The sequence below is a fragment of the Thermoanaerobacter sp. RKWS2 genome (assembly GCF_026240795.1).
In the GTDB taxonomy this organism is placed as follows: Bacteria; Bacillota; Thermoanaerobacteria; order Thermoanaerobacterales; family Thermoanaerobacteraceae; genus Thermoanaerobacter; species Thermoanaerobacter ethanolicus.
Genome location: NZ_CP110888.1, coordinates 1,575,717 through 1,601,986 on the forward strand (window position 1 = coordinate 1,575,717; position 26,270 = coordinate 1,601,986).

General features: G+C 34.1%; 24 protein-coding genes and 5 pseudogenes. 4 read left to right on the forward strand and 25 right to left on the reverse strand.

Annotation, left to right across the window (positions count from 1 at the left end; genetic code table 11):
* Positions 1-2: 2 nt before the first annotated feature.
* The 9 genes and pseudogenes from fabD to pta all read right to left on the reverse strand — a co-directional run bounded on the left by fabD (position 3) and on the right by pta (position 7,573).
* On the reverse strand, positions 3-932 hold the full coding sequence (gene fabD, locus OEI98_RS08380) for an ACP S-malonyltransferase (RefSeq protein ID WP_004396169.1): 930 nt from the start codon (positions 930-932) through the stop codon (positions 3-5).
* A 4-nt stretch (positions 933-936) separates the two neighbouring features.
* Positions 937-1,878, reverse strand: a complete 942-nt coding sequence (fabK, locus tag OEI98_RS08385) for an enoyl-[acyl-carrier-protein] reductase FabK (RefSeq protein ID WP_019907703.1) — start codon at positions 1,876-1,878, stop codon at positions 937-939.
* A 12-nt stretch (positions 1,879-1,890) separates the two neighbouring features.
* Positions 1,891-2,886 (reverse strand): beta-ketoacyl-ACP synthase III, encoded by a 996-nt coding sequence (locus OEI98_RS08390; protein ID WP_004396168.1) that lies wholly within the window; start codon positions 2,884-2,886, stop codon positions 1,891-1,893.
* Positions 2,879-3,876, reverse strand: a pseudogene (gene plsX / locus OEI98_RS08395) (phosphate acyltransferase PlsX). The gene OEI98_RS08390 and the pseudogene plsX overlap by 8 nt, the downstream one beginning before the upstream one ends.
* Positions 3,860-4,461, reverse strand: a pseudogene (gene fapR / locus OEI98_RS08400) (transcription factor FapR). Before fapR ends, plsX begins: the two co-directional pseudogenes overlap by 17 nt.
* 131 nt (positions 4,462-4,592) lie before the next feature.
* Complete coding sequence (rpmF, locus tag OEI98_RS08405) at positions 4,593-4,775, reverse strand: 50S ribosomal protein L32 (RefSeq protein WP_003868236.1); 183 nt, start codon at positions 4,773-4,775, stop codon at positions 4,593-4,595.
* Positions 4,776-4,792: 17 nt separating this feature from the next.
* Complete coding sequence (locus OEI98_RS08410; protein WP_003868235.1) at positions 4,793-5,278, reverse strand: YceD family protein; 486 nt, start codon at positions 5,276-5,278, stop codon at positions 4,793-4,795.
* Between the two features lie 71 nt (positions 5,279-5,349).
* Positions 5,350-6,555, reverse strand: a complete 1,206-nt coding sequence (locus OEI98_RS08415) for an acetate kinase (RefSeq protein WP_266037131.1) — start codon at positions 6,553-6,555, stop codon at positions 5,350-5,352.
* A gap of 19 nt (positions 6,556-6,574) precedes the next feature.
* Positions 6,575-7,573 (reverse strand): phosphate acetyltransferase, encoded by a 999-nt coding sequence (gene pta / locus OEI98_RS08420; protein ID WP_004396166.1) that lies wholly within the window; start codon positions 7,571-7,573, stop codon positions 6,575-6,577.
* Between the two features lie 217 nt (positions 7,574-7,790).
* On the opposite strand from pta, the gene OEI98_RS08425 reads away from it, so the two are divergent.
* The 3 genes and pseudogenes from OEI98_RS08425 to ylbJ all read left to right on the forward strand — a co-directional run bounded on the left by OEI98_RS08425 (position 7,791) and on the right by ylbJ (position 11,523).
* Positions 7,791-8,834: an IS30 family transposase gene (locus tag OEI98_RS08425; protein ID WP_266037134.1), complete on the forward strand. Its 1,044-nt coding sequence runs from the start codon at positions 7,791-7,793 to the stop codon at positions 8,832-8,834.
* Positions 8,835-9,062: 228 nt separating this feature from the next.
* Positions 9,063-10,267, forward strand: a pseudogene (locus tag OEI98_RS08430) (nucleotidyltransferase).
* 74 nt (positions 10,268-10,341) lie between these two features.
* The gene (gene ylbJ / locus OEI98_RS08435; protein ID WP_004396164.1) at positions 10,342-11,523 is read left to right on the forward strand and encodes a sporulation integral membrane protein YlbJ; all 1,182 of its coding nucleotides are present in this window, start codon (positions 10,342-10,344) and stop codon (positions 11,521-11,523) included.
* Here the strand turns inward: ylbJ and OEI98_RS08440 are convergent, their stop codons facing one another.
* From OEI98_RS08440 to OEI98_RS08485, 10 genes and pseudogenes are all read right to left on the reverse strand, one after another.
* Positions 11,524-11,988 carry an ATPase gene (locus OEI98_RS08440; protein WP_003868230.1) on the reverse strand — a complete coding sequence of 155 codons (465 nt, stop codon included), beginning with the start codon at positions 11,986-11,988 and terminating at the stop codon, positions 11,524-11,526.
* 18 nt (positions 11,989-12,006) lie between these two features.
* Complete coding sequence (gene coaD, locus OEI98_RS08445) at positions 12,007-12,486, reverse strand: pantetheine-phosphate adenylyltransferase (protein WP_004396163.1); 480 nt, start codon at positions 12,484-12,486, stop codon at positions 12,007-12,009.
* A pseudogene (gene rsmD, locus OEI98_RS08450) lies at positions 12,483-13,036 on the reverse strand (16S rRNA (guanine(966)-N(2))-methyltransferase RsmD). Before rsmD ends, coaD begins: the two are co-directional and overlap by 4 nt.
* Before the next feature lie 223 nt (positions 13,037-13,259).
* The gene (locus OEI98_RS08455) at positions 13,260-13,487 is read right to left on the reverse strand and encodes an alpha/beta-type small acid-soluble spore protein (protein WP_003869209.1); all 228 of its coding nucleotides are present in this window, start codon (positions 13,485-13,487) and stop codon (positions 13,260-13,262) included.
* A gap of 145 nt (positions 13,488-13,632) precedes the next feature.
* Entirely contained in the window at positions 13,633-13,860 is a 228-nt protein-coding gene (locus tag OEI98_RS08460) for an alpha/beta-type small acid-soluble spore protein (RefSeq protein ID WP_003869210.1), read from the reverse strand.
* Between the two features lie 520 nt (positions 13,861-14,380).
* On the reverse strand, positions 14,381-15,664 hold the full coding sequence (locus tag OEI98_RS08465; protein ID WP_266037143.1) for an IS110 family transposase: 1,284 nt from the start codon (positions 15,662-15,664) through the stop codon (positions 14,381-14,383).
* A gap of 232 nt (positions 15,665-15,896) precedes the next feature.
* Entirely contained in the window at positions 15,897-16,739 is an 843-nt protein-coding gene (locus OEI98_RS08470) for a DegV family protein (protein WP_004396161.1), read from the reverse strand.
* Positions 16,740-16,756: 17 nt separating this feature from the next.
* Positions 16,757-18,799 (reverse strand): annotated as a pseudogene (gene recG, locus OEI98_RS08475) (ATP-dependent DNA helicase RecG).
* Positions 18,800-18,811: 12 nt separating this feature from the next.
* Positions 18,812-20,392, reverse strand: a complete 1,581-nt coding sequence (locus OEI98_RS08480) for a DAK2 domain-containing protein (protein WP_266037146.1) — start codon at positions 20,390-20,392, stop codon at positions 18,812-18,814.
* Between the two features lie 10 nt (positions 20,393-20,402).
* Positions 20,403-20,753, reverse strand: a complete 351-nt coding sequence (locus OEI98_RS08485) for an Asp23/Gls24 family envelope stress response protein (protein WP_266037148.1) — start codon at positions 20,751-20,753, stop codon at positions 20,403-20,405.
* A gap of 260 nt (positions 20,754-21,013) precedes the next feature.
* On the opposite strand from OEI98_RS08485, the gene rpmB reads away from it, so the two are divergent.
* On the forward strand, positions 21,014-21,202 hold the full coding sequence (rpmB, locus tag OEI98_RS08490) for a 50S ribosomal protein L28 (RefSeq protein WP_003868220.1): 189 nt from the start codon (positions 21,014-21,016) through the stop codon (positions 21,200-21,202).
* 36 nt (positions 21,203-21,238) lie between these two features.
* Here the strand turns inward: rpmB and OEI98_RS08495 are convergent, their stop codons facing one another.
* From OEI98_RS08495 to OEI98_RS08520, 6 genes are read right to left on the reverse strand one after another with little or no spacing between them, the layout of a single operon-like run.
* Positions 21,239-21,421, reverse strand: coding sequence for a hypothetical protein (locus tag OEI98_RS08495; RefSeq protein ID WP_003869214.1), 183 nt, complete (start codon positions 21,419-21,421; stop codon positions 21,239-21,241).
* Between the two features lie 59 nt (positions 21,422-21,480).
* Entirely contained in the window at positions 21,481-22,116 is a 636-nt protein-coding gene (locus tag OEI98_RS08500) for a thiamine diphosphokinase (RefSeq protein ID WP_004396158.1), read from the reverse strand.
* A complete protein-coding gene (gene rpe, locus OEI98_RS08505) occupies positions 22,113-22,763 on the reverse strand; it encodes a ribulose-phosphate 3-epimerase (protein ID WP_004396157.1) in 651 nt (216 codons plus the stop codon). The genes OEI98_RS08500 and rpe overlap by 4 nt, the downstream gene beginning before the upstream one ends.
* A 3-nt stretch (positions 22,764-22,766) precedes the next feature.
* Entirely contained in the window at positions 22,767-23,648 is an 882-nt protein-coding gene (gene rsgA, locus OEI98_RS08510) for a ribosome small subunit-dependent GTPase A (RefSeq protein WP_004396156.1), read from the reverse strand.
* A complete protein-coding gene (gene pknB, locus OEI98_RS08515; protein ID WP_004396155.1) occupies positions 23,649-25,526 on the reverse strand; it encodes a Stk1 family PASTA domain-containing Ser/Thr kinase in 1,878 nt (625 codons plus the stop codon).
* Complete coding sequence (locus OEI98_RS08520) at positions 25,523-26,266, reverse strand: Stp1/IreP family PP2C-type Ser/Thr phosphatase (protein WP_004396154.1); 744 nt, start codon at positions 26,264-26,266, stop codon at positions 25,523-25,525. The genes pknB and OEI98_RS08520 overlap by 4 nt, the downstream gene beginning before the upstream one ends.
* Positions 26,267-26,270: the final 4 nt, after the last annotated feature.

The window sequence follows — 26,270 nt, forward strand, 5'->3', positions numbered from 1 at the left end:
ACTTATACCCCCAAAGCAGAGAGAGTCTTTAAAAGGGACTCCTCATCTTCAAAATTATAAGCATTTTTGGTTTTGTCAATCTTTTTAACAAAACCTGTAAGAGTTTTTCCTGGTCCTATCTCAACAAAAGTATCTACACCATCTTCAATCATTCTTTTTACAGATTGTTCCCATAGCACAGGATGACTCACCTGTTTTATGAGCAGGTCCTTCACTTGGTCTTTAGACGCATAATCAGCTGTTACATTTGATACTACTGGAATTTTTAAATCTTTTATTTCTATTTTTTCTAAGTCCCTCTCTAGGAGTTCTCCTGCTTTTTTTAACATGCTGCAGTGGAAAGGTGCGCTGACTGCTAATACTACTGCTCTTTTTGCACCTTTTTCTTTGGCTAGCTCGACAGCTTTTTCCACAGCTTTTACTTCTCCAGATATAACTAATTGTCCAGGACAGTTGTAATTAGCAGGTTCTACTATTCCAACTTGTGATACAGTACGGCAAATCTCTTCTACTACTTCATTTTCAAGTCCCAGTATTGCTGCCATAGTACCCACTCCTTGGGGTACTACTTCCTGCATATACTTTCCTCTGTTTTTCACTAAACGAACCGCATCTTCAAAATCTAAAGCTTCAGCCAATACTAAAGAGGAATACTCTCCTAAGCTCAATCCTGCAGTAACCTCAGCCTTTATTCCTCTCTTTTGCAAAACCTTTGTTAAAGCAACAGAAACCGTTAAAATGGCCGGCTGGGTATTTTCTGTTTTCATAAGTTCTTCTTCTGGTCCCTCAAAACAAAGTTCAGATATGCTAAACCCTAAAGCTTCATCTGCTCTTTCAAAAATTTCTCTTGCCTCTTGGTATTTTTGGTATATTTCTTTGCCCATTCCAGCATATTGGGCACCTTGCCCGGGGTAAATAAAAGCTACTTTCATTTTTTCACCTCATTTTATTCAAATTGTCAATTACTTCCTCCGCTTGTTTCATTATGTCCTCTATTATCTCTTTTACAGGTTTAATATCATTTATAAGTCCTGCAATTTGACCTGCCATCACAGAACCATATTCTACATCACCGTCTACTACCGCTGCTCTTAATTTTCCTTCCCCTAATTTTTCTAATTGTTCCTTAGGAGCACCCATTTGCTCTAACTTTTCAAATTCTCTTGTCAGTTTGTTTTTTAATGACCTGACTGGATGACCTGTGCTTCTTCCTGTAACAACGGCATCTCTGTCTTTTGCCTTTAAAATATATTCTTTGTAACGAGGATGAGCAGTACATTCAGTAGAGCATACAAACCGAGTTCCCATTTGAATACCTGAAGCTCCTAAGCAAAATGCAGCTGCAAAACCACGTCCATCAGCAATTCCTCCTGCAGCGATGACTGGAATTTTAACAGCATCTACTACTTGAGGTACTAATGCCAAAGTCGTTAGTTCTCCAATATGACCTCCCGATTCTGTTCCTTCAGCAATAACAGCATCCACACCAATGTCCTCCATTCTTTTTGCTAATGCTACTGAAGGCACAACAGGAATAACTTTAATACCCCGTTCTTTAAGTCTTTGTATGTACTTACCTGGATTCCCTGCTCCAGTGGTTATGACATCTACTTTTTCTTCTAAAATAACCTCCATAACTTCATCAACAAAAGGAGACAAAAGCATTACATTGACGCCAAAAGGTTTATCAGTAAGTTCTCTTGCCTTCCGTATCTGTTCCCTTACAAAACTAGCTGGTGCATTACCTGCTCCTATTATTCCTAAACCTCCTGCATTTGACACGGCAGCAGCTAGTTCTGCAGTTGCGACCCATGCCATTCCACCCTGAAATATTGGATATTTTATATTGAGCATTTCTACTATTTTAGTTTTAAACATATTTTTCACCCCTTACTTGCTCCATCTTATAACACTTGATGCCCAAGTCAAACCTGCACCAAAAGCGACAGTTAGTATGACATCGCCTTTTTTTATCAGTCCTTTTCTATAGGCTTCATCTAAGGCTATAGCAACAGAGGCAGCAGAGGTATTACCGTATTTATCAAGATTTATATAAACTTTATCATTGCTAAGTTTTAACCTCTTCCTCGCCGCTTCAATTATTCTTGTGTTTGCTTGGTGAGGTATAAGCATATCTATGTCTTCTGGTTTTAAACCACATCTGTTTAAAGCCTCAATAGTAGCACTATCCATTACTTTTACTGCAAACTTAAATACTTCTTGCCCTTCCATAAAAATAGTATGTAAATTCTTTTTTACAGTCTCTTCGCTGGCCGGCATTCTAGAACCACCTGCTGGCATGTACAAGTGTTTCCCGCCAGTGCCATCAGCTCCTAAATAAGAACTCAATATTCCATATCCGCTTTCAACTCTTCCCACAACTACTGCCCCTGCTCCATCTCCAAAGAGAACACAAGTGTTTCTATCCTTCCAGTTTATTATTTTAGACAAAGTTTCTGCTCCAATAACCAATATTTTGTTATACATACCAGTCTCTACAAATTGCTGAGCGATAGCAAGTCCATATATAAAGCCTGAACATCCGACGGAGATATCAAAAGCAGCAGCGTTGGCTGCACCTAAATTAGCTTGAACTATGCAAGCAGTAGATGGGAAATTCATATCAGGTGTAACAGTTGCAACAATGATCATGTCAATTTCTGAAGGGTCAACTTTAGCATCTTCCAAAGCCTTCTTTGCGGCTTTAGTAGCCAAGTCAGAAGTAGCTTGTGAAGAATCTGCAATGCGCCTTTCTTTAATTCCAGTCCTTGTAGTAATCCATTCATCAGAAGTATCCACCATTTTTTCTAAATCAAAATTAGTAAGAACTTTTTCGGGAACATAACTTCCTGTACCTAAAATTCCTGCAGCAATCTTTTCACACACTTAACTCATCTCCCATTGACTCAATTTCTTCTTTTATGTGATTTAAGACATCATTATCTACAAAATTTTTAGCTTGTTTTATCGCATTAAAAATAGCTTTTGCTTTTGAGTTGCCATGGGCTTTTATGACTGGCTTTTTAATTCCTAAAAGAGGGGCTCCTCCGTATTCAGTGTAATCCATTTTTTAGTTATTCTTTTTAATCCACCCATTATCAAAAGAGCACCCAGTTTAGTAAAAATATTTCGGGTCAACTCTTCCTTTAAAAGTTGAGAAATCACAGAAGCAATTCCTTCCATAGACTTTAGTATCGCATTTCCCACAAATCCATCGCAGACTACAACTTCACAGACGCCGTAAGGGATATCTCTTCCTTCCACATTCCCAATAAAATTTAGTTTTGATTTTTTAAGTTCTTCAAAAGCCTTTTTTACTACTTCATTTCCTTTTTCCTCTTCTGCTCCTATATTAAAAAGCCCTACTCTTGGTCTTTCTATCTCAAACATTTTTTGAGCATAGACATGTCCCATGACAGCAAATTGCACCAAATTTTGAGCATCACAATTAGTATTAGAACCTGCATCTAATAACACGGTAGCCCCATTTAAAGTAGGAAGTATTGGAGCCAAAGCTGGTCTGTCAATTCCCTTAATGCGCCCTAAAGTAAGCAATGCTCCTGCCATGAGAGCTCCTGTATTGCCAGCTGACAAAAAAGCATCCACTTCTTCCTTTTTAAGAAGTTCTAAACCTACTATCATTGAAGAATCTTTTTTCTTTCTAACAGCCGTAACAGGTGCTTCATCATTTTCAATAACTTCTGAAGCATAAACAAGCTTAAGCCTTTTCTCCTTTCCTTGGAGGCCGCGTAAAACTTCTTCTTTCCCAATAAGGACAATTTCTATATCTTGAAAATGCTTTAGTGCCTCTAAGCTGCCTTTAATTATCTCCTCTGGAGCATGGTCACCACCCATAGCATCAATTGCTAACCTCAACGGTGTCACTCCTTTTTTTAGAAAATCCTCATCAATGGCCACTAAAATGAACTTTCCTCTGAATACTTCCTTATCCTTAACTTTTATCTTAACCCAAACAAAATATTTGTTTCCTCTTTGACGTATCACTTCGGCTTTCGCGACAAGTCTATCTCCTACTTTAACAGGAAACTTGTACTTTATGTTTGCAACTCCAATTAAAGCAGCAGAGGCATCAATAACAGACATAGCTAAAGACTCAGCCTGAGAATAAATGTATTGCCCTTTCACAATTTTTGTCTTGACAAAAACCATATCCTCTGTAGGCTCAAAAATCGAAATACCCCTTTTACCTAATTCTAAGTCTATTAATTCTCCAACTACTTCAGTGCCTGTAATAGTTCTCACTTTTTGATAATTTTCTTCTGCAACACTTTTTATACGCTCTCTAACTTCAGGGATTCCCAATTCCATCCTGTCAAGTCTTATAGTTTGTACACTTACTCCAAACATTTCTGCTAACTCGTCATCAGTGTAAAAGGGGTTAGTATTTATTTTTTCTTTTAAAAGTCTTTGCCTTTCTACTTTACTCATTCGCACAGCCATATTACCAGCTCCAGATATTAGTTGTTTTTATGACCTACCCAAAATTATAAATTATTTTTTTTGTAAAATCAACTAAAAAAAGTAGTAATAGGTCTTTTCCTATTACTACTTTTTTTAGTCTTATATTAGTCTTACTCTTCTACTTTTATTACCTCTCTATCTTTGTAATAGCCGCAGTTTGGACATACTCTATGAGGTAGTTTAGGCTCATGACATCTTGGACACAAAACGTAAGCCGGTGCAGCTATTTTATAACTATTATTCCTTCTAGTATCTCTTCTCGCCTTTGATGTCCTCCTCTTTGGAACTGGCATCTTAACACCTCCTACATCTATTGCAGTAGTTTAGAAAGGACGGTAAGCCGCGGATCAATATCTTCCCGCTTGCAGCTACAGGTTTGGTGGTTTAAATTAGTACCGCAAACAGGACACAAGCCTTTGCAATCTTCTTTGCACAAAAATTTCATTGGCAACGACAATATCACAAAATGAACTACAAAAGTAGTTAAATCAAAATTTTCATAAAAGCTATCATCTACTTCTTCGTCTACTGACTCCTCTACATATTCCCGTAATTTAAGGTCTAAATTATAAATAAACTCATCCAAACATCTGTCGCAGACGGCATTTATACTACCTGTAATATCAAGTTCTGCCAAAAGCCCTTCTTTTTGCGCGGTAATAGTACCTTTTACATGTAGAGGAGTTACAATTTTGTATTCTTCCCCTTTAAATTCAATGCTCTCTATATCCTCCACATAGTCTATATTTATGCTGCGGCCAAGCTGTCCTTTGATTTTTAATAGATCGACTTTCATTTTTCTTCACACACCTTAAAATAATTGACATCACCTATTATACTAACCCCACAACCCGTTGTCAAGATTATCTACTTTAAACCCCTTACCAATTTTTCAGTATCTTTAGCTATCATATATTCTTCATTTGTAGGAATAACCATAACTTTAACTTTTGAATCTTCTGTAGATATAATTTCCTCTTTTCCTCTCACATTATTTTTCTCTTTGTCCAGTTTAAAGCCTAAAAACTCTAGATCCTTTAAAATAAACTCTCTCATTTCTGGTCCATTCTCTCCAACTCCAGCAGTAAATACAATTACATCAACCCCACCCATAGCAGCTACATAAGAACCTATTGTCTTTTTCACCCTATAAGCGAAAACTTTTAATGCCAACATAGCCCTTTTATGCCCTTCTTTAAAAGCTGCATTTTCTATATCTCTAAAGTCATTACTTATTCCTGAAATTCCGTATACACCTGATTTCTTATTGAGTATATCTATAACCTGTTCTGCAGTCAATCCTTCTTTTTCCATTAAGAAAGTTATAATTGAAGGATCAACATTTCCGGACCTTGTACCCATAGCCAGCCCTTCTAATGGTGTAAATCCCATACTTGTATCTATCGACTTACCGCCTTTAACCGCAGCAATACTAGAACCATTTCCTAAATGGCAAGTAATGATTCTCAACTCTTCAATAGGCCTATTTAATATTTCAGCAGCTCTTAAAGATACATATCTATGAGAAGTCCCATGGAATCCATATCTTCTTATTCTATATTTTTCGTAGTATTCATATGGAATGGGATAAATATACGCATAATCTGGCATTGTTTGATGGAAAGCCGTATCAAAAACTGCTGCCATCGGCACCCCTGGCATTATCTGCTGACAAGCTTTTATCCCCTCAATATTAGCAGGATTGTGCAAAGGCGCAAGGTCAATACATGCTTCTAATTTTTTGATTACCTCATCGTCAATCAATACGGAATCAGTAAAAAACTCTCCCCCGTGCACAACTCTATGTCCTACTGCATCTATTTCTTTCATATCTTTTAATATTCCGATTTCTTTATCTACTAAAGCCTCTAAAACAATTTGTATAGCTTCTTTATGATTTTTCATATCTTTTTGTATTTTTATTTTATCTTTGCCCTCTACTTGATGAGTTAAAAGAGAATCATTGATACCTATCCTTTCCGCCAATCCTTTCGCTAGCACTTTCCCATTATCCATATCTAACAATTGATACTTTAATGACGAGCTTCCACAGTTCATGACTAAAATTTTCATAATCGCTGCCTCCTCAAAGTTATTTTTGCACCCCTTGAGCTTGTACACAAGTTATTGCTATAACATTAACAATATCTTCTACACTACAACCTCTTGACAAGTCATTGATAGGTTTTGCAAGACCTTGAGAAATTGGTCCGATAGCATTAGCTTTAGCAAGTCTTTGCACTAGCTTATATCCAATGTTTCCCGCTTGCAAATCTGGGAAAATAAGCACATTTGCATTTCCTGCTACAGGACTTCCTGGAGCCTTTAACTCTCCTACTTCTTTGACAATCGCAGCATCTAATTGAAGCTCACCATCAATTAGCAAATCAGGTGCCAATTCTTTTGCGATTTTTGTTGCATTTTTCACCTTATCTACTAATTCATGGTTTGCACTTCCTTTAGTAGAAAATGACAGCATGGCGATTCTAGGCTCAATTCCAGCAAGGACTTTTGCAGTATGGGCAGAAGCAATAGCAATTGCTGCTAATTCCTCTTCATTAGGATTAGGATTTATTGCACAATCAGCAAAAATAAATACTCCATCGCTTCCATAAGTACAATTAGGTACTTCCATTATAAAGGCACTGGATACTACTTTGACACCTGCAGCAGTTTTTACAATTTGAAAAGCTGGTCTGAAAACATCAGCAGTAGCGTGAATCGCCCCAGATACCATACCATCAACATCGTCTAATTTGACCATCATGCACCCATAGTACATAGGGTCTTTCATAATTTGATATGCCTGCTCTTCTGTAGCTCCTTTGTTTTTTCTCAAATTATAATATTCTTCAGCATATTTTTGTAAAAGAGGCGACTTTTCAGGGTCTATAATTTCTGCTTTCGAGATATCCAATCCCTTTGCTTTTTCTTTTATCTCTTCTTCCTTCCCTAATAAAACCACATCAGCGATACCTTCTTTAATAACCCTTTCGGCAGCTTTTAAAGTCCGCGCTTCACTTCCCTCAGGAAGCACAATCCTTTTTTTATTAGCTTTAGCCTTTTGTATGATACTATCCATTACTGCCATTTAAAATCTCCCTTCCTTTTTTAATTTTATCACTATAATATTGTATACACGATCTCCCTTTTACATTTTATCATATTTTATGTAAAATAATAAGTATATCTTAAAAATTTTTGGTTAGTTGTATAATTAAATGCAACAGATAAAAAAATAGAAACCATAGTGAAAATCGTGTATGATATAGGTGTCAACTCAACATCATACAAGGAGGATTTTCACTATGGTTCATAATAATGATACCACAAAAAATCGTTCTTTTAAACACTTAAGTAGCTATGAACGAGGAGAGATCTATGCATTACTCAAAGAAGGAAGAAGTATTCGGTATATTGCTAAAAAACTTAATCGATCTCCAAGCACTATAAGCCGTGAAATTAAACGTGGAACTACTACACAACTTAGAAGTGATTTATCTTCTTATACAAGCTATTTTCCTGAAACCGGTCAAGCTATCTACGAAAAAAATCGTTCAAATTGCGGAGCTAAATTTAAAGTAGCTAAAGCAGAAGATTTCTTGAAATATGCTGAAAATAAAATATTAAATGAAAAATGGTCACCAGATGCAGTTGTAGGCTATTGTAAAAAAGACCCAAGCTGGAATAATAAAACCATTGTTTGTACTAAAACACTGTACAACTATATAGATAGAGGATTATTAAAAGTTAAAAACATTGATTTACCTTTAAAACTACGTTTAAAACCAAGGAAGAAACAAAACCGTAAAAATAAACGTATTATGGGTAAAAGTATTGATTTTAGGCCTAAAGAAGTTGAAAGCCGTGAAGTTTTTGGGCATTGGGAAATAGATACGTTAATTGGCAAGAAGTCTAATGACAAGGTGCTTTTAACATTAATAGAGCGTAAGACTCGCCATGAAATAATATTACTATTGGATACAAAAGACAGTAAATCTGTTAAAGATGCACTATCAAAATTAAAAGATATGTTTGGTGACAATTTAAGCAAGGTCTTTAAAACAATAACATCTGATAATGGTACAGAGTTTAGTGATTTAGAAAGTGCTCTTTTAGAATATGGCGTAGAAGTATATTATACACATCCATATTCATCTTGGGAAAGAGGTACAAATGAACGACATAACGGTCTTATACGACGTTTCATCCCTAAAGGTAAAAGTATTAAACATTTATCTATAGATACGATAAAGAGAGTAGAAAACTGGCTTAATAACCTTCCTCGAAAATTGTTAAATTATAAAACACCTAAAGAATGCTTTTATGAAGAGCTGGCAAAAATCTGTTAAGCCCATCCCTTATAAAGTATAGAGCTCGCTCGTGATTTGTCAAGGGGCAGGCTTCGCCTGACTTAAACCCTTGACAAATCACGACCTCCGCTCAATTTGTTAACTAAGATGGGCTTAAGGTTATATATGATTTGTTCCAAATCCTATATCTACATGATTTTCATTAGGTGTTGCATTTAATATTGCAATTTATATCTTAAAAATTTTTTTGAAAGGGCAAGAAGTTATATGGGAATTTTAGGAATTATTGTCGAATATAATCCTTTTCACAATGGCCACCTTTATCATCTGCAAATTTCAAAAAAATTAACTAATTGCGATTATACTATAGCAGTAATGAGTGGAAATTTTGTACAAAGAGGAGAGCCAGCTATTGTAGACAAATGGAAACGAACTCAAATGGCATTAAAAGCCGGTATAGATTTGGTAATCGAGTTACCAGTAGTTTATGCTACCTCTACAGCTGAAAATTTCGCTTATGGAGCGGTGAAACTATTAGATTCTTTAAAAATAGTAGATTGTATTTCCTTTGGGAGTGAAAAAGGCGATTTAAGCGAACTCACAAAAATTGCTGAAATACTTTTAGAAGAGCCAATTTATTATAGAAAAGCATTAAAAGAATATTTAAAAAGCGGCATAACCTTTGCAAAAGCACGGGAATTAGCATTACAAAAAGTTATAAATAATAATGAAATAGAAAAGATTTTACAAACATCCAATAACATATTGGCAATAGAATACCTTAAATCTTTAAAGAAAATAGGTAGTTCTATTACACCTTTTACTATAAAGCGAAAAGGCTCTTTGTATACTTCGTTAGAACTAAAAGGAGAATTTGCCAGTGCCTCTTCTATAAGAAAGCATATTTTTGAAAAGGGACTAGAAGGCTTAGAAAAATATATACCGGACTTTACAAAAGAAATTTTGCAAAGTTCTTTTGAAAAAAACAAGGTCCCATATCTTTAGAGGAATTTTCTAATATTTTAATTTATCTGTTGAGAAATCACATTCCTCTCAATCACATATTTGATGTCTCTGAAGGCTTAGAAAATAAAATTTACAAAGCTTCTTATAAAACTAATAATGTTGAAGAACTTATAAAACTTGTAAAATCAAAGCGATACACAGAAAGCAGAATAAGGCATATACTTATTCATCTATTACTTAATATAGATAAACAAATTTTTAAAGAATTTGATGGCCCTAATTATATAAGGGTTTTGGGTTTTAATGAAAAGGGCAAAGAAATGCTAAGAGAAATAAAGAAAAAATCTCCCCTCCCTATAATTACAAAAGTATCACAATATAAAATCAAACTATCTAATACTAAAATATTTGAAAAAGATTTATTTGCTACTGATGTCTATACTTTAGCTTATAAAAACTCCTCTATCGCCGGTTTAGACTTTATACATCCTTTAATAAAACTTTAAATTCCCCACCATTCATTTTTAAAGGACTTTCTAAATAATATAGTAATGATACCAAAACAAGGTGGGGATAAATCTTGAAAAACACCTTTTTAAATATTTTTATTTCTTTTTTAATTTTAATGGTACTATCTTTAATACTTTTCCCTAAAGAAGCATTAGAAGCCGCCAAAGGCGGTATAAACCTTTGGCTTTTTACTATTACTCCTTCTCTACTTCCTTTTTTCATAGGTTCAGAGCTTCTTTTACAATTAGGAGTAGTACATTTTTTAGGCACTTTTTTAGAGCCTATAATGAGGCCCTTATTTAACGTGCCGGGAAGTGGCTCTTTTGCGATGGCAATCGGATACACTTCCGGTTATCCCGTGGGGGCTCAAGTGATATCAAGACTTTGGGAAGAAAATTTATGCACAACAGAAGAAGCAGAAAAGCTCATGTCCTTTTGCAATAATTCAGGCCCCCTTTTTATGTTAGGAGCCGTCGCAATTGGCATGTTCGGTAGTCCAAAAGCCGGATACATAATCATGGCTTCTAATTACTTAGCAGCTATAACCACTGGACTTCTCTTTCGTTTCTACAAGAAAAATTCTTATAAAAAGCCCCCTTCAACAAAAAACCTTTTAAATGCTGCCATCAAAAAAATGTATTATACAAGAGAGCAGAACAAAAAAAGCTTAAGTACTATCCTGTCAGAAGCTGTTTCCAAATCAACAAATACTATTATCATGATAGGAGGTTATGTTATACTTTTTTCAGTGGTAATAGAATTTTTAAAACTGTATAAAATTTTGGATTTTCTTTCTTACTTCATATCTCCTATATTCTTATTATTAGGTTTTGACAAAAGTCTAATACCTGCTTTTTTAAGTGGCCTCTTAGAAATAACAGTAGGTTCAAACTTAATAAGCCAAGTTTCTGCACCTTTAGAACAAAAAGTAGTATTAGTAAGCGCTATAATAGCATGGGGCGGAATATCGATACATGGACAAGTGTTAGGAGTAATAGCAAAAACAAAAATAAAATATCTTCCTTATTTCATTGCAAAAACAATCCAATTTTTTCTTGCCGCTTTATACTCCTATTGGTTACTCTCTGTAATAAAAATTCAAGAAGAAAATGCAATTTCCCACGTTTTCAACCTATATACTTACAAAAATTCCTGGGACATATTTCAATTTTCTTCAATAATTTTTATAATTGTCACTTTGACTATCCTATTTTTTGCAATAGCCATAAAACAATATCTACAACAACATTAATTACTTGTTGCCTTTTAATTCTTCTCTATTTCTTTTAATAGTTTCTAATATTTCAGACACTTGTGACTCAATTTTAGCAAGTAATTCATCAGCATATTCTCTACTTCCTAACCTTATTTCCTTTGCATTAGCTTGGGCAGTAGAAATTATTTCTGCTGCCGTCTTTTCCGCCTTTTTAACTATCTCACTTTCACTCACCATTTCCTTAATCTTTTGTTCAGCTTCTTTTATTATCATTTCTGCTTCCTGTTGTGCCTCTAAAAGAATTCTTTGCCTTTCTTGTTTGATCCATTCCGCCCTTTTAAATTCATCTGGCAATTTTATTCGGATTTGTCTTATTAAGTCCAAAACTTCTTCTTTGTTTATCAAAACTTTGTTAGAAAGAGGAATAGAAGAACTGTTTTCTATAATGTCTTCTAATTCTTCTAAAAGATTAAGAACTTCTAAACCATCAAAATTTGACAAAAATAAACCCCCCTTTAATTATCTTGAAAATTTTTCCATTAATTTTTGAGCCACAATATCCGGCACAAACTCAGAAAGACAACCGCCAAACTGAGCAATTTCTTTTACCACACTGGAACTTAGATATCCATACTTTGCATTAGTCATTAAAAAAATAGTTTCAACAGAAGGGTTTAATTTTTTATTGATTAGCGCCATTTGGAACTCATATTCAAAATCAGATACCATTCTTAAGCCTTTTATTATAGCATTAGCATTGACTTTCTTAGCATAATCTACCAATAAACCATCAAAATAATCAATCTCTACATTAGAAATATCATAAGTTACCGCTTTTAAAAGCTCTACCCTTTCTTCCACCGAAAATAAGGGCTTTTTCGAGGGATTTAAAAGCACAGCTACAATCAGCTTATCAAACAGATTTGCTCCTCTTTCTATAATATCAATGTGTCCATAGGTAACTGGATCAAAACTCCCTGGATAAATTGCAGTTTTCATATTTCCTCCTTATAAAATGATAATATTGTCTCCCCATATTTATTTTCTCTTATCTTTACTAAATTTCCATACCTTTCTCTTACTTTATCATTTTTATGGTGTTCTGCTATGATAATGCCATCTTCCTTTAAAACTTTAGCCTCTCCAAGCTTTATAAGAGTTTTGTCAACAAGGTTTTGATAATAAGGGGGATCTAAAAATATTATATCAAACTTTGTATTATTTTTGTCTAACATTTCGATAACTTTTAAAACATCTCGATGAAGTATTTTAGCAAAAGGTACTAAATTTAATTCAGTTACATTCTCCCTTATGCATTTTATGCTTTTTAAACTTTTATCTACAAAATAGCAAAACTGTGCCCCTCTGCTTAATGCCTCGATGCCTATATTTCCTGTACCCGCAAATAAATCCAAAAAATACTTCCTTCTATTTTGTTCATCAATATATTAAACAGGGATTCTTTAACTCTATCGGCAGTTGGACGCACTTCATTGCCTTCTAAAGATTTTACCTTTCTTCCCTTTAACTTACCTGCTATCACTCTCAAAGACATTACCCCCACTTCAACAATTATTTTAGCATATTTTTTAAAAATATCGCAAAAAATATGTATAAAATTTTTTCAAAATGGCAAATAATATTTATGGGAACAGAAATTTCCCCAAAATTCTTCCTTCAATTTCTCCTCTCCCAGTCCAGGTAGGCAACTACCTGGATTAAAATTTTAAAAGGGCAATCACAAGGACTGCCCTTTTTTATTATAAATTATTTTATTTCCAAGTTCCTTTGCTGGCCATCTGACTTTCTGCCATTTGTATCATTTTCCTTACCATATGGCCACCTACAGCACCGCAATCTCTTGATGTGAGGTTGCCCCAGTAACCATCAGCTGGAGGAGTTATCCCTAATTCATTAGCTATCTCATACTTCCATTGGCTCATAACCTGTTTTGCTTCTCTTACCACAAGAGGATTCTTAGTTTCTGATCCTACAGCCATTTTAATCACCTCCTAAATCATGTTCCATTATTAATTTAACCCGCTATTTAGGTTATATACCTGTAAACTATTGCTATATATACCTTTTTAATATAAAAAAAGGATATCCCAAAGGGATATCCTTTTTTTATATTAATAATATGATTTATTTCCAAGTTCCTTTGCTAGCCATTTGGCTTTCTGCCATTTGTATCATCTTCCTTACCATGTGGCCACCTACAGCACCGCAATCGCGAGATGTGAGGTTGCCCCAGTAGCCATCAGCTGGAGGAGTTATTCCTAATTCTCTTGCTATTTCATATTTCCATTGGCTCATAACCTGTTTTGCCTCTTTTACCACAAGAGGATTTTTGGTTTCTGATCCTGCTGCCATTTCAATCACCTCCCTCTATTATCTTTTATTTTCTCTTAATATCTTAGTTTTTCTTTAATTTTCTCATCACAACAAGAGCATCTCATGGCTTATATTATCATTTCTTACTTATCTAACCATTAAATAGGTAAGTTTAATAAACCTCATATCCTATTTCCATATTATGGCGGGATAACTCCACTTATCTCATGGGGTTTACCCTCCCATGTCTCACTGGATCTCCGTCCTTAATTCCTTCGTTCTACCTGCCATGAGGTGGATGTCATTTCTGCTCCATTGCAGGGTCTTTGCCCGTATGGTGATTATTTTTTATGACAATTCCCGCTCTTGTTGTCAATATACCATCTTGACTAGTTGTTTTTGTTTTATTCCTTACTTTACCTTTTATGTCACGTCGTTCACACTTTCGTTTTCCCTAAAAATTAATTCTTCTTAAGGGTCAGCTTTTTAGATGTGAGCAAGTTAAAGCTGAAGAGAAGATGATTAACCCTTAATTGATTTGATAGTATGTTGGCACTTTTTATGCAGCTTCCTGTAATAGTGGCCTCTTTATGTCCTTTATCATCTTGATTGGGTCATATTTTACTCCTTTCTTTAATATGACATAAAATATCCTTATCAGTTTGTTGCACAATACTATTAGTGATTGCTTCTTTTTTAACGGGTTTTGCGCTCTGGTAGTGTAATATTTGTGAAGTTCACGAAACTCTTCGTTTTTTGCAACCAAGGCCATTACTGCAGTAAATAGTACTCTCCTCAATCGTTTCCTCCCCCTTTTACTTATTGTCGTTTCTCCTTTATACTTACCAGAGCTATTTCCTACTAGGTTTAATCCTCCTAGTTTTTGTATCTGTTTTGGATGTTCATATTTTTCAATATCTCCTACTTCTGCAATAAAACCTGCTACTGTATTTACTCCTATCCCTTTGATTTCTAGTAGTTCTTTAACCCCTGGTATCTCAACCATTAATTCTTCTATCTTCTTCTCTATTTCTTCAATTTGTTTTTTGAGAAATTCGTATTGTTCAATGAGAGTCTTTATCTCGTATTCCGCCATCTTTATGCCCTGCTTCTTCCCTATGCTCTCCTTAGCAGTTTCTATCAGCTTTATAGCCCTTTTTTCTCCTACCCCTCTTTGTACTTCTTTCTTCCATATCGATATTATTTCTTCAGCACTCTTTTTTGCTATCTTCTCAGGCGTTGGAAATTCTCTTAATGTGATAAGTGCTGCTTTCCCTTCCCAGTCTGAAAATACGGTGTTAAACTCCGGAAAGTATATGTCCATCCATCTTGTTATTTGATTTTTTGTCATCCCTATTTGTTTGTTCAACCTGTCTTTTATGTCCATCGCTACCCTTAATTCTGCATATACTCCTTCAGGTATTGTCGGCTCTACATATCTCCCGTCTTTTACTAGCATTGCTATTGTTTTTGGGTCTTTTTTATCGCTTTTTGTGGGAGAATTGTCATCTAATTCTTTGCTCCTCTTTACATGAAATGGATTAACCAATACTACCTTTATGTTATTGTCTTTAAGGTATTGGGCAAAACATAGCCAATATTGCCCTGTCGGTTCTATCCCTACTATTAGTTTGTTTTTCTTATGTCTCTCCATCAAGTCTTTTGCCCATCTAAAAAATTTTGTCATACCTTCTCTATTGTTTTCAAATCTTAGGTATTTCCCATATTCTACTCCTCTGTAGTCAAATGCTCTGGCATAATGGCTTTCTTTTGCTATGTCTACTCCCGCAATTAATGTGTCTTCTGTTACTTGCAAAATCTTTTCATTTTGTGTATACTTCATTTTAGGTACCTCCTGTTTATTTTGATAATTCGAGGTAAGTTCTAGAACTTACACTCTGTATTTTATCAGGAGGTACTTATTTTTTCAAAGTTCATTCTTCCTTATTTTTTATTCATTACAGGAATGCTCCATTTGTGTTTGTATTATTAATTTAACCAAATTGCTTTTTTATAAACTATAAATTTGTTTTCAAAAATGTATAAAAGTGATTGAAATGGCAAATAATAAAAATTTATTTTTCCTCAAAAAACACTCCTGCCGCATCAGGCCCTGCATGGGTACCTATTCCGCAGCCAGCTCTTGACCTTAAAAACTTAGTTATTCCTAACTCACTTCTTAAGGCGGCTTCTATTTCATTTAAAAATTCTTCTTTATCTGTATGAATTAATCCCACTTCTCTATCTGTAAAATCTACTCCTGTATTTTTCATATAATCAATCATCCAGCGAATAACCTTTTTTTGACCTCTAACCTTATCTACTATTTTTAATTCCCCGTCATCATTCATTAAAATAGGCTTTATATTTAAAATATTTCCTATAAAAGCCTGTGATTTAGGTAGACGTCCTCCTCTGTACAGATAGTCTAAAGAATCAAAAGCCATTATATACCTAATTTTAGGAATTAAATCATACACCTTTTCAACAATTTCCTCCTTAGAAGCCCCTGCAACTGCCATTTTAGCAGCTTGAAGAACTAACATACCATTTCCTAATGTAAAATGTCTTGAATCAATAACTTCAATCCGTTTTGTGTCTACCATATCCTTGGCAATCACAGCAGATTGATAAGTGCCGCTAAATTTAGAAGTCAAAATGATGGCAATGATGTAGTCATAGCTCTTTAATAAATCCTTAAAAACCTCCATGAATTCTACTGGTGAAACTTGAGTAGTTGTAGGCATTTTCCCTTCTCTTAAAAGCCTATAAAATTCTTCTTTTGTTATATCTACACCATCTTTATAACTTACACCATCAATACTGATAGTCAGAGGAACTACAAATATTCCATAAGTTTTTACTAAATCCTCAGGTATGTCAGACAAGCTATCTGTGACAATCGCTATCTTTTCCATACTACTATTCTCCTTCTCTAATTTAATATTATTCCTTCTAATTTTTGATAAAATTGATTAAGTAAAATACTTTTTAGCTTTGGATGGTTTTCAAGTTTAGGATCTTTTTCCAGTAACTCTTCTACATCTTTTTGCACTGTCTTTAAAATATCTATGTCTTCAAAAATGTTAGCAATTTTAAATTCAGGAAGACCATGCTGTCTTAATCCTAAAAATTCACCTGGTCCTCTTATTTCTAAATCTTTTTCTGCAATTTTAAATCCATCAGAAGTTTGAGCTAAAACTCCCAGTCTTTTTTTAGCTATGTCAGAATTAGAATAACTAATCAAAATACAATAAGACTGAAATTCTGACCTGCCAACTCTACCTCTAAGTTGATGAAGCTGTGCAAGTCCAAACCTTTCTGCATTTTCTACAATCATCACTGTTGCATTAGGTACATTTACTCCCACCTCTATTACTGTAGTAGAAACTAAAATATCGATTTTGCCATTTACAAACTCTTCCATAACCTTCTCTTTATCGCTGTCAGTCATTTTACCGTGTAAAAGTCCTACTTTAGCTTCCTTAAAAGCATCTTCATAAATTTCTCTATATACTATTTCGGCAGACATCGCATTTATTTTATCCGATTCTTCAATTAGTGGACAAACTACATAAACTTGCCTTCCCTTTTTTACTTCCTTCATTGCAAACTCGTAGGCTTTTTTCTCACAGAAGAAGAAATAACGTAGGTTTTAACTTTTTTCTTCCAGGAGGTAATTGGTCAATTATTGATATATCTAAATCTCCATAAAGAATGAGAGCCAATGTACGAGGAATTGGTGTAGCTGTCATAACCAAAACATCGGGATTTTCACCTTTTTGTGTCAAAAGCGCCCTTTGTCTCACACCAAATCGGTGTTGCTCATCAGTTATACAAAATCCTAAATTGTTAAAAATAACATTATCCTCTATTAGTGCATGTGTCCCTACTACAATATCATAATCTCCATTTTTAATTTTTTCTAGTACTTCTTTTTTATTAGAAGGTGAAATGCTGCCAGATAAAAGCCCAATTTTTATATCAGTATTTCTAAAAAGCTCTTTTAATGTATGATAATGCTGTTTTGCCAATATCTCCGTTGGAGCCATCATTGCCACTTGATAGCCATTCTTGACAGCAATGTACATGCTGCAAGCTGCAACAACTGTTTTACCAGAGCCCACATCTCCCTGCACTAAGCGATTCATCACTTTGTGAGAATTCATATCTGCAATTATTTCTTTTAAAACTTTTATCTGCGCTGAAGTCAATTTAAAGGGTAATCCCATGAGAAAAGGCTTTAACTCTACTCTTTCAAATTTTATCCCCTTTTTCCCTTTAACAGACCTTTTCATTAAAAATAAGGCCATTTGCAGCAAAAAAGTTCTTGATATTTAAATCTGTATTTTGCTTGTTCTAAATATGCCTCATTTTGGGGGAAATTTATATTAATTAGTGCGTTCTTTATATCCATTAATCCTTTTTCAGATAAAAATTCTTCATCAAAAAACTCTTCCACTTCCTGTACATAATCATGAAGCGCATTAAACACTATCTTCCTGATAGCATTTTGCGTCAACCCTTCTGTAAGCCCATAAATAGGAACTATCCTTCCAGTGTTTAATTTAAAATCTTCACTTTTTTCTAAAACAGGATTTTCTACTATTAACTGCCCATATTTAAATTGCAATTTGCCGTTTATTATATATTCTTCACCAATTTTAAAATTATTCTTTATATAGGGTTGATTATACCAAACTAATTCTACTGCACCTGTTCCATCTTTTACAGGCACTTTAGTTATGATAACTTTTGAAGTCTTTATTTCTCGGGGACTACCTGCAATATAACCTCTAAAAGTTTGTTTTTCCCCAACTTTTAGGTCCTCAATCTTTAAAATATCGCTTCTATTCTCATAATCTTTGGGAAAATAGAATAATAAGTCCTCTACTGTGTTTATTCCCAATTTTTTAAGAAGTTTTGCCCTTTTAGGTCCAACTCCTTTTACGTACTGAATATCCAGATTTAAAGGCATTTCATTTCACCTTTACTCTATTGATATAACATAATAGTAAAGCGGCTGACCTCCAAAATAAATTTCCACATCTGCCTCTACGGAAAGAGAATTTTTCAATTCCTCCGCTTTTTCTTTTGTAATTTCTTCCCCATAATATATGCTAACTAATGAAGAATCCTCATCTAAAGCTTTATAAATCAATTCTTGTGCTACTTTATTATAATCTTTTCCTACTGATTCCAGACTGTCATTTATAAAACCTAACACATCTCCTTTTTTGATTTCAAAACCGTTTATTTGCGTGTCTCTTATTGAATAAGTCACTTCAATTGTCTTTATATTACTTAATATTTCTTTTATTCTAGTTACATTTTCCTCTAAACTTTTTTCAGTATCAATATTTACAATGGCAGTTATAGCTTCATTAAAATTATTTGTTGGGATTATTTCTACTTTCTTATTTGATAAGGCTTTTGCTTGTTCGCAAGCCATTATTATATTTTTATTATTAGGAAAAACTAAAATATTTTCCGCATTTATCTTTTTTATACCCTCTAGAATGTAATTTGTACTAGGATTCATCGTTTGTCCACCATTTATAATAACATCACAACCCAGCTCTGAAAAAAGATTTTTAATTCCTTCTCCATTAGCTACAACTAAAACTCCGTATTTTTTCTCAGGCTTTCGCTCTTCACTTACCAAACTTTCATGTTGTATTTTCATATTGTCAATTTTTACTTTTATAAGTTCACCTATTTTAAGTCCTTCTTCTAATACTAATCCGGGATTGTTGGTATGCACATGGACTTTTAAAATGTCATCATCTGAAACTAACACCAAACTATTTCCAAATTTGCCAAATTTCTCTTTTAAAATAGCTTCTGCATAAGTCTTTTTTGTTTTGACTAATATTTCTGTACAATATAAAAATCTTAAATCCTCCACAACTTGCTTATTTGTTACTATCCCTTCTAAAACTTCTGTCGGCTCAATTTTGTTTCCTTTATACCCTTCAAACATCCCTTTTAATACATACACAAATCCCATTCCACCAGAATCAACTACTCCAGCCTCTTTTAAAACTGGTAAGAGATTGGGGGTGTTTTCTAAGGACTTTTCTGCAGCTTCAATAATCTTCGGGAAGAATTCTTCAAAATTTTCAACTTGTTTACATATTTTTTCAGCCTCTTCTGCAGTTTCCCTACATACTGTGAGAATAGTACCTTCTACAGGTCTCATAACTGCTTTATAAGCTACCTCTACACCAGCTTTCAAGCCTTCTGCAAAATCACAAGGAGTTATCTTTTTTGTATCTCCAAGTCGTTTAGAAAAGCCTCTAAAAATCTGGGACAAAATAACTCCAGAATTACCTTTTGCCCCCATCAAGGTGCCTTTAGAAATAGCATCTAAAACGTCTTTTATCGTATCTTGTGATTTTTCTAACTCTTTAGCAGCGTATTGCATTGTATACGCCATATTAGAGCCAGTGTCACCATCCGGAACAGGAAAAACATTAAGTTTATCAACTTCTCCTTTATTGTTAAAAAGATAATTAGAGCTTGCAATCATCATGTTCTTTAAAGTTTTTCCATCTAAGTACTTCAACATAACTTCCTCCTCAATTATCAACTTTAATTCCCTGAACATTTATTATTACATTTTCCACTTTTACTCCTACAAATTTCTCTACAGCATATTTCACTTTTTCAATAGCATTCGCTGAAACAGTTTTTATATTTACACCGTATAGGACAACTATATAAACTTCCAGTGCTACACCATCTTCTGTAGCTAAAACTTTGACTCCTCTCCCTGAATTTTCTGTTTTAAATATTTCTATTAATCCATTTGCTCCTCTCCTCCCCAAGCCTACTATCCCATAACACTCCGCTACCGCTCTACTGGTTATAGCAGCAATTGCATCATTTGAGATATTTATTACTCCATATTTGTTTTTTATTTGAATCATTAATATCCCTCCAAATCAATCTTAATTTATATTTTACCTGAATATTTCAATAACATCAACTAGCCTGCAATGTCACCGGAGAAGCTTAAACAAAATGTCTGCTATATTACTCACCTATTAAAATTTTACACCTGCTTTATTGTAAAGGTATTTACATTTACAAAAGATGATGATAAAATAATATCGTTGTGTTAATTTCTCTATTGTGTAGGTAATTATTTTTTGATAAAATATTATTGTCTTTCAAAGGAGGTGCAACTATGCTTAAGTGCGATATTTGTGGAAAAGGGCCTTTAGCAGGCTATCAATATAGCCACTCCCACAGAAAATCTATAAGAAAGTGGAAACCTAACATAAAAAAAGTAAGAGCTATAGTAGATGGTACTCCTGTTAGACTCCATGTATGTACAAAATGCTTAAAAGCAGGAAAAGTGCAAAGAGCATTATAAAGAAAGACGTGCATTTTTGCACGCTTTTTTATTTTTTCACTTAAAATATATGTTTACATAATAACCGGCTATTACAAGAAAAATTCCTAAAAAAATCATCCACAACCAGGCAGGAATATACATAACAAATATCAATACACCCAAAGCCATCAATATATATCCCAGCGAATAATTCAATTGCCTATTTAATCGCTTCAGCTTATAAAAAAATTTATCCATAAAAACACCCCTTCCCTCTTTAGTTACTATATACTATTCATTGGAAGGGGATTTTGAAACTATTCTCTTGGCTTTATCACTAATAAAAGTCCTTCTTCTATTTCTATAGTGGCTTTATCCTCTGTAAAAACATTACTTATACCGTAAGGCATCTCTAAATCCATACTTTGCCCTGAAAGACCATAAAACAAGCCTTTAGTGTATATTCCCTTTACTTCCTTTGAATAAGGCAGTAAAGATAAAAGTTCTCCTTTTTTACCCTCAACCTCTATAAATTTATTAATCAAATATATTTCATTCATTTCATTTACAATTTTACCCTTAATATTGCGATTTAGTAGATAGAGTAAAAGTGAAAGATTTGCATAAGAATGGTCAAGCCTTTCACCAATTACTCCTATAAAAGTGATTTCTTTTGCACCTAATTCTATCGCTTTTAACATTGCCAGTTGCGTATCTGTCTCATCCTTCATAGGAGGAAACTTTTCTATTCTTACCCCTTCATTCTCATAAAACTCTAAAATTTCTTCTTTTATTGAATCAAAATCTCCTATTATAAGGTCTGGTTTTATCTTCATTTGGTAAGCATGATTCGCTCCACCATCTGCACATATTACCATATCTACATCCTTTAATAGCTTTTCATAAAAATTATAATCTTTTATATCTCCATTAGAAATAATTAAAACTTTCATTTTTCTATTGCCTCTCTAAATTCTTTTATAGTTTGGGCAGGATTTGAAGAATCAAAAATTGCAGAACCAGCTACAATTATGTCAGCTCCTGCTCTAACAACTTCTTTCACATTATGAATATTTATTCCCCCATCTACTTCAATCTTAAAATCTAGCTTCAAAGTTTCTCTAAGTTTATTTAACTCCTCAATTTTCTTAAGCATTGAGTCTATAAACTTTTGTCCTCCAAAGCCGGGGTTTACTGTCATAATCAACACCATATCAACATCTTGCAATATATATTTTAAAGTCTCTAAGGAGGTAGCTGGATTTAAAGAAACCCCAGCTTTTTTGCCGTAGCCTTTTATTTTTTGTATTGTCCTATGTAAGTGTATACAAGCCTCTTGGTGGACAGTTATAATATCCGCTCCTGAATTTGCAAACTCCTCTATGTACAAATCCGGATTTTCAATCATCAAATGGACATCAAAAGGAAGAGAAAAAAATTTTCTAAGAGACTTTACAACTACTGGTCCAATGGTGATATTTGGAACAAAATGGCCATCCATTACATCAATATGTAAAAGGTCAGCATCTTTTTCTATTTTTTTTACATCTTCTAATAAATTCGCAAAATTTGCAGATAATATTGAAGGAGCTATTTTCAATTTTTAGTACCTCCTCTTCTCTTTTTCCTTTAATTCTTTTAGCAGAGAAAGATAACTCAAATATCTGTTTTTATCTATTAATCCCTCTTCCACAGCCTTTATAACATTACAATCTGGCTCATTTACATGAAGACAAGAAGAAAACTTGCATCCCTTTTGAAGCTCTAAAAATTCTTTAAAATAATACCGTAAGTCTTCCTTAGCAATATCCAACGTTAAAGCAGTAAAACCTGGCGTATCTAAAACATACCCTCCAAAATCAAGAGATAAAAGTTCTACACTTCTTGTAGTGTGTCTGCCTCTTAAAAGCTTTTCACTGACTTCCCCTGTCTTTAATTTTATATTTGACTGAATAGAATTAATCAAAGAGGATTTCCCAACTCCAGAAGGGCCTGCAAAAAATGAAACATTGTCCTTTAAATAAGATTTTAATTCCTCAATTCCTTCTTTTGTAACTGTAGAAGTAGCCACTGCTTTATATCCTATTTTCTGATAAATAGTCACCAAATCAAAAGCCTCTCTATCCTCTTTTAAATCCACCTTATTGATACAAATTACAGGTTCAATATCATTGCTCTCTGCTAAAACAATCATTTTATCTAGCAAAACTCGATTAAGCTCTGGCCTGACAATAGCAAATACTATTATCGCTTGGTCTACATTAGCTACTGGAGGCCTTGTAAGTTCATTTTTTCGTGGTAAAATGTTTAGAATATACCCCTCACTATCGTTTATCATTTGAATTTCTACAATGTCACCTACTAAGGGAGTAATATTATCTTTTCTAAACTTTCCACGAGCACGGCATTCTACAATGCCGTGCTCTGTAGCTACGTAATAAAATCCAGCTATCCCTCGTACAATTCTTCCTTCAATCCTTGTCAATTAAAATCTCGCCTCCACTGTACTATATACCTGTCCATCTATATCCACCTCAAGCGTAGCTTTACCTTTATATGCCGTAACAGGCACTGTAAGTGGACTGTCTTGATAAGTGTGCTCGGCAGAATATACTAGATTCTTTTGTCCGTTTTGTATTACATACACATCCACTTTCATAGTACCCGGTTTGTCAGGCAATTTAATAATAACATTTTTAGTTTGTTGTTGTAAAGAATCTTGAGGCATCTTGCTAACAATTAAATCTATCGGACTTCCCTTTTGAACCTCACTATTTGGAGGAACACTTTGCTCTAACACAATGTTTTCTGGTACATCAGTTGTCTCTTTATAAATGACTTTACCTAATTTTAAACCAGCATTTTCTAAGGCAGTTGTCGCTTCCTCCAATGTCATATTAACTACGTTAGGCATTATTGCAGGCTGTGGACCTTTGCTAACATACAGATCAATCACTGTGTTATATTCTACCTGTACTCCCTGTCTTGGATTTTGGTCAAAAACATACTCTTTAGGAAACTGGTCATTATATTGTTCTATAATATTTGCTTTGAGGCCCATATTCTCAAGAATATTTTTAGCCTCTAAATAATCTTTATTTATCACATTAGGCACCACAACAACTTGCTTACCTTTACTAATCACCACATAGACCGTACTTCCAGCTTTTACTACGCTCCCTTGTGGAGGGTCTTGAGATAAAATAGTATTTTCAGGTTTATCGCTATACCGCTCTTCACTTATCTCCATTTTTAAATTATGGTCTGACAAAATTTTACTTGCCTGATTTAATGACGAACCCACCACATTTGGAACTACCACATCGCTTACTTTGAAAAAGTTATTGAGGACATACATCGTACCATAAGCTAAAGAAGCCAGTAGCAAGAGAATTAATAAAACAGTTGCTATTCTTTTTATGACATTTCTCCTTTTCTTTTCTTTTTCCTTCCTTTGTGCCGCTCTCTTTAACTCCTCTACATCTTTAGAAGGAATCACTCGTGTTTTTGTGATTTCTTCTTCTTTGAAATTTAGTTCTTTAGGGTTTCGCAAAAAAGTGTCTAAGTCCTTAAGAAAATCTGCTGCAGTTTGATACCTTAGATTTACATCCTTTTGAGTAGCTTTTAAAACTATTTGATCTAATTCTTTCGGCACTTTGTCATTTAGCTTTGAAGGGGGGATTATATCTTCTTGAATGTGTTTTAAAGCAACAGAAATAGGACTATCGCCCTCAAAAGGCACTTTTCCCGTTAACATTTCATAAAGGACGATTCCTAAAGAGTAAATATCCGTCCTTTCATCTACTATTCCACCCCTTGCCTGTTCAGGCGAAAAATAATAAGCAGTCCCTACTACATCTCCAGTGTAAGTTATAGTAGAACCATTAGCAGCTCGTGCAATTCCAAAATCAGTAACTTTCACCACATCGTCATCAGTAACAAGAATATTTTGAGGTTTTATATCTCTGTGAATAATGCGATTCCTATGGGCATGGTCCAATGCCTTGCAAACTTGTCGTGCTATTTCTATCGCTCTACCTACCTCTAATGGCCCACCATTTTCACTTATAAGCTTTTTTAAAGTACGTCCCTTTACATATTCCATCACAATGTAGTAAATATCCCCTTCTTGCCCAACATCGTATATACTCACTATATTAGGGTGAGAAAGACTTGCCGCTGCCTGAGATTCTCTTCTAAATTTTTTTACAAAATCCTCATCTGCTGCAAATTCAGGCCTCAAAATCTTGATTGCCACTATTCTGTTAAGGAGATGACACTTTGCTTTGTAAACTTTAGCCATTCCGCCTTCGCCAATTTTCTCTAATATTTCATAGCGGTTACCTAATATACGTCCAATCATGATGTCACCTCCTTAACAGCAATAAGAGTTATGTTATCATATCCACCGTTAGCCTTTGCAAGATTTACCAAATTAACACAAGAGGTATTTATATCTTCATTCTTAGTAAATTCATCTAAAATTTGTTGGTCTGTCACCAAATTAGTAAGCCCATCTGTGCATAAAAGCAAAATATCTTCTGGCATAACAGTGTCATGAAATATATCTACTTTTACATCCTCATCAACTCCCAAAGCCCTGGTTATTATATTTTTTTGAGGATGAACTCGGGCTTCTTCATGAGTTATTTTACCCATTTTTACAAGTTCTTCTACAAATGAATGGTCTTCTGTAATTTGTTTTATGTGGTTATCTCTTATTAAATAAGCCCTACTGTCTCCAATATGTCCTATAAAAAAATGATTTTTTTCAAAAAATAACAAAGTAAGGGTAGTACCCATCCCAGTTAATTCACATTCTGAATAGGCTTGAGAATAAACAACTTTATTAGCATATTTAATTGATTTCTCTATAAAACCTTCTATAGAGAAAATTTCTTTATCATGTAGTTTAAAATAATTCTTTTTAAAATAATCAACAATGGCTTCAATTGCAGACTTACTTGCAACTTCACCCCCATTATGGCCTCCCATTCCATCTGCTACAATAAACAGTGGCAAATCTTTTTCCTCTGAGGCATAATAATAATCTTCATTTTTTTCTCTCACATTGCCAATATCAGTTAGGGCAGCTACAATCATAAAA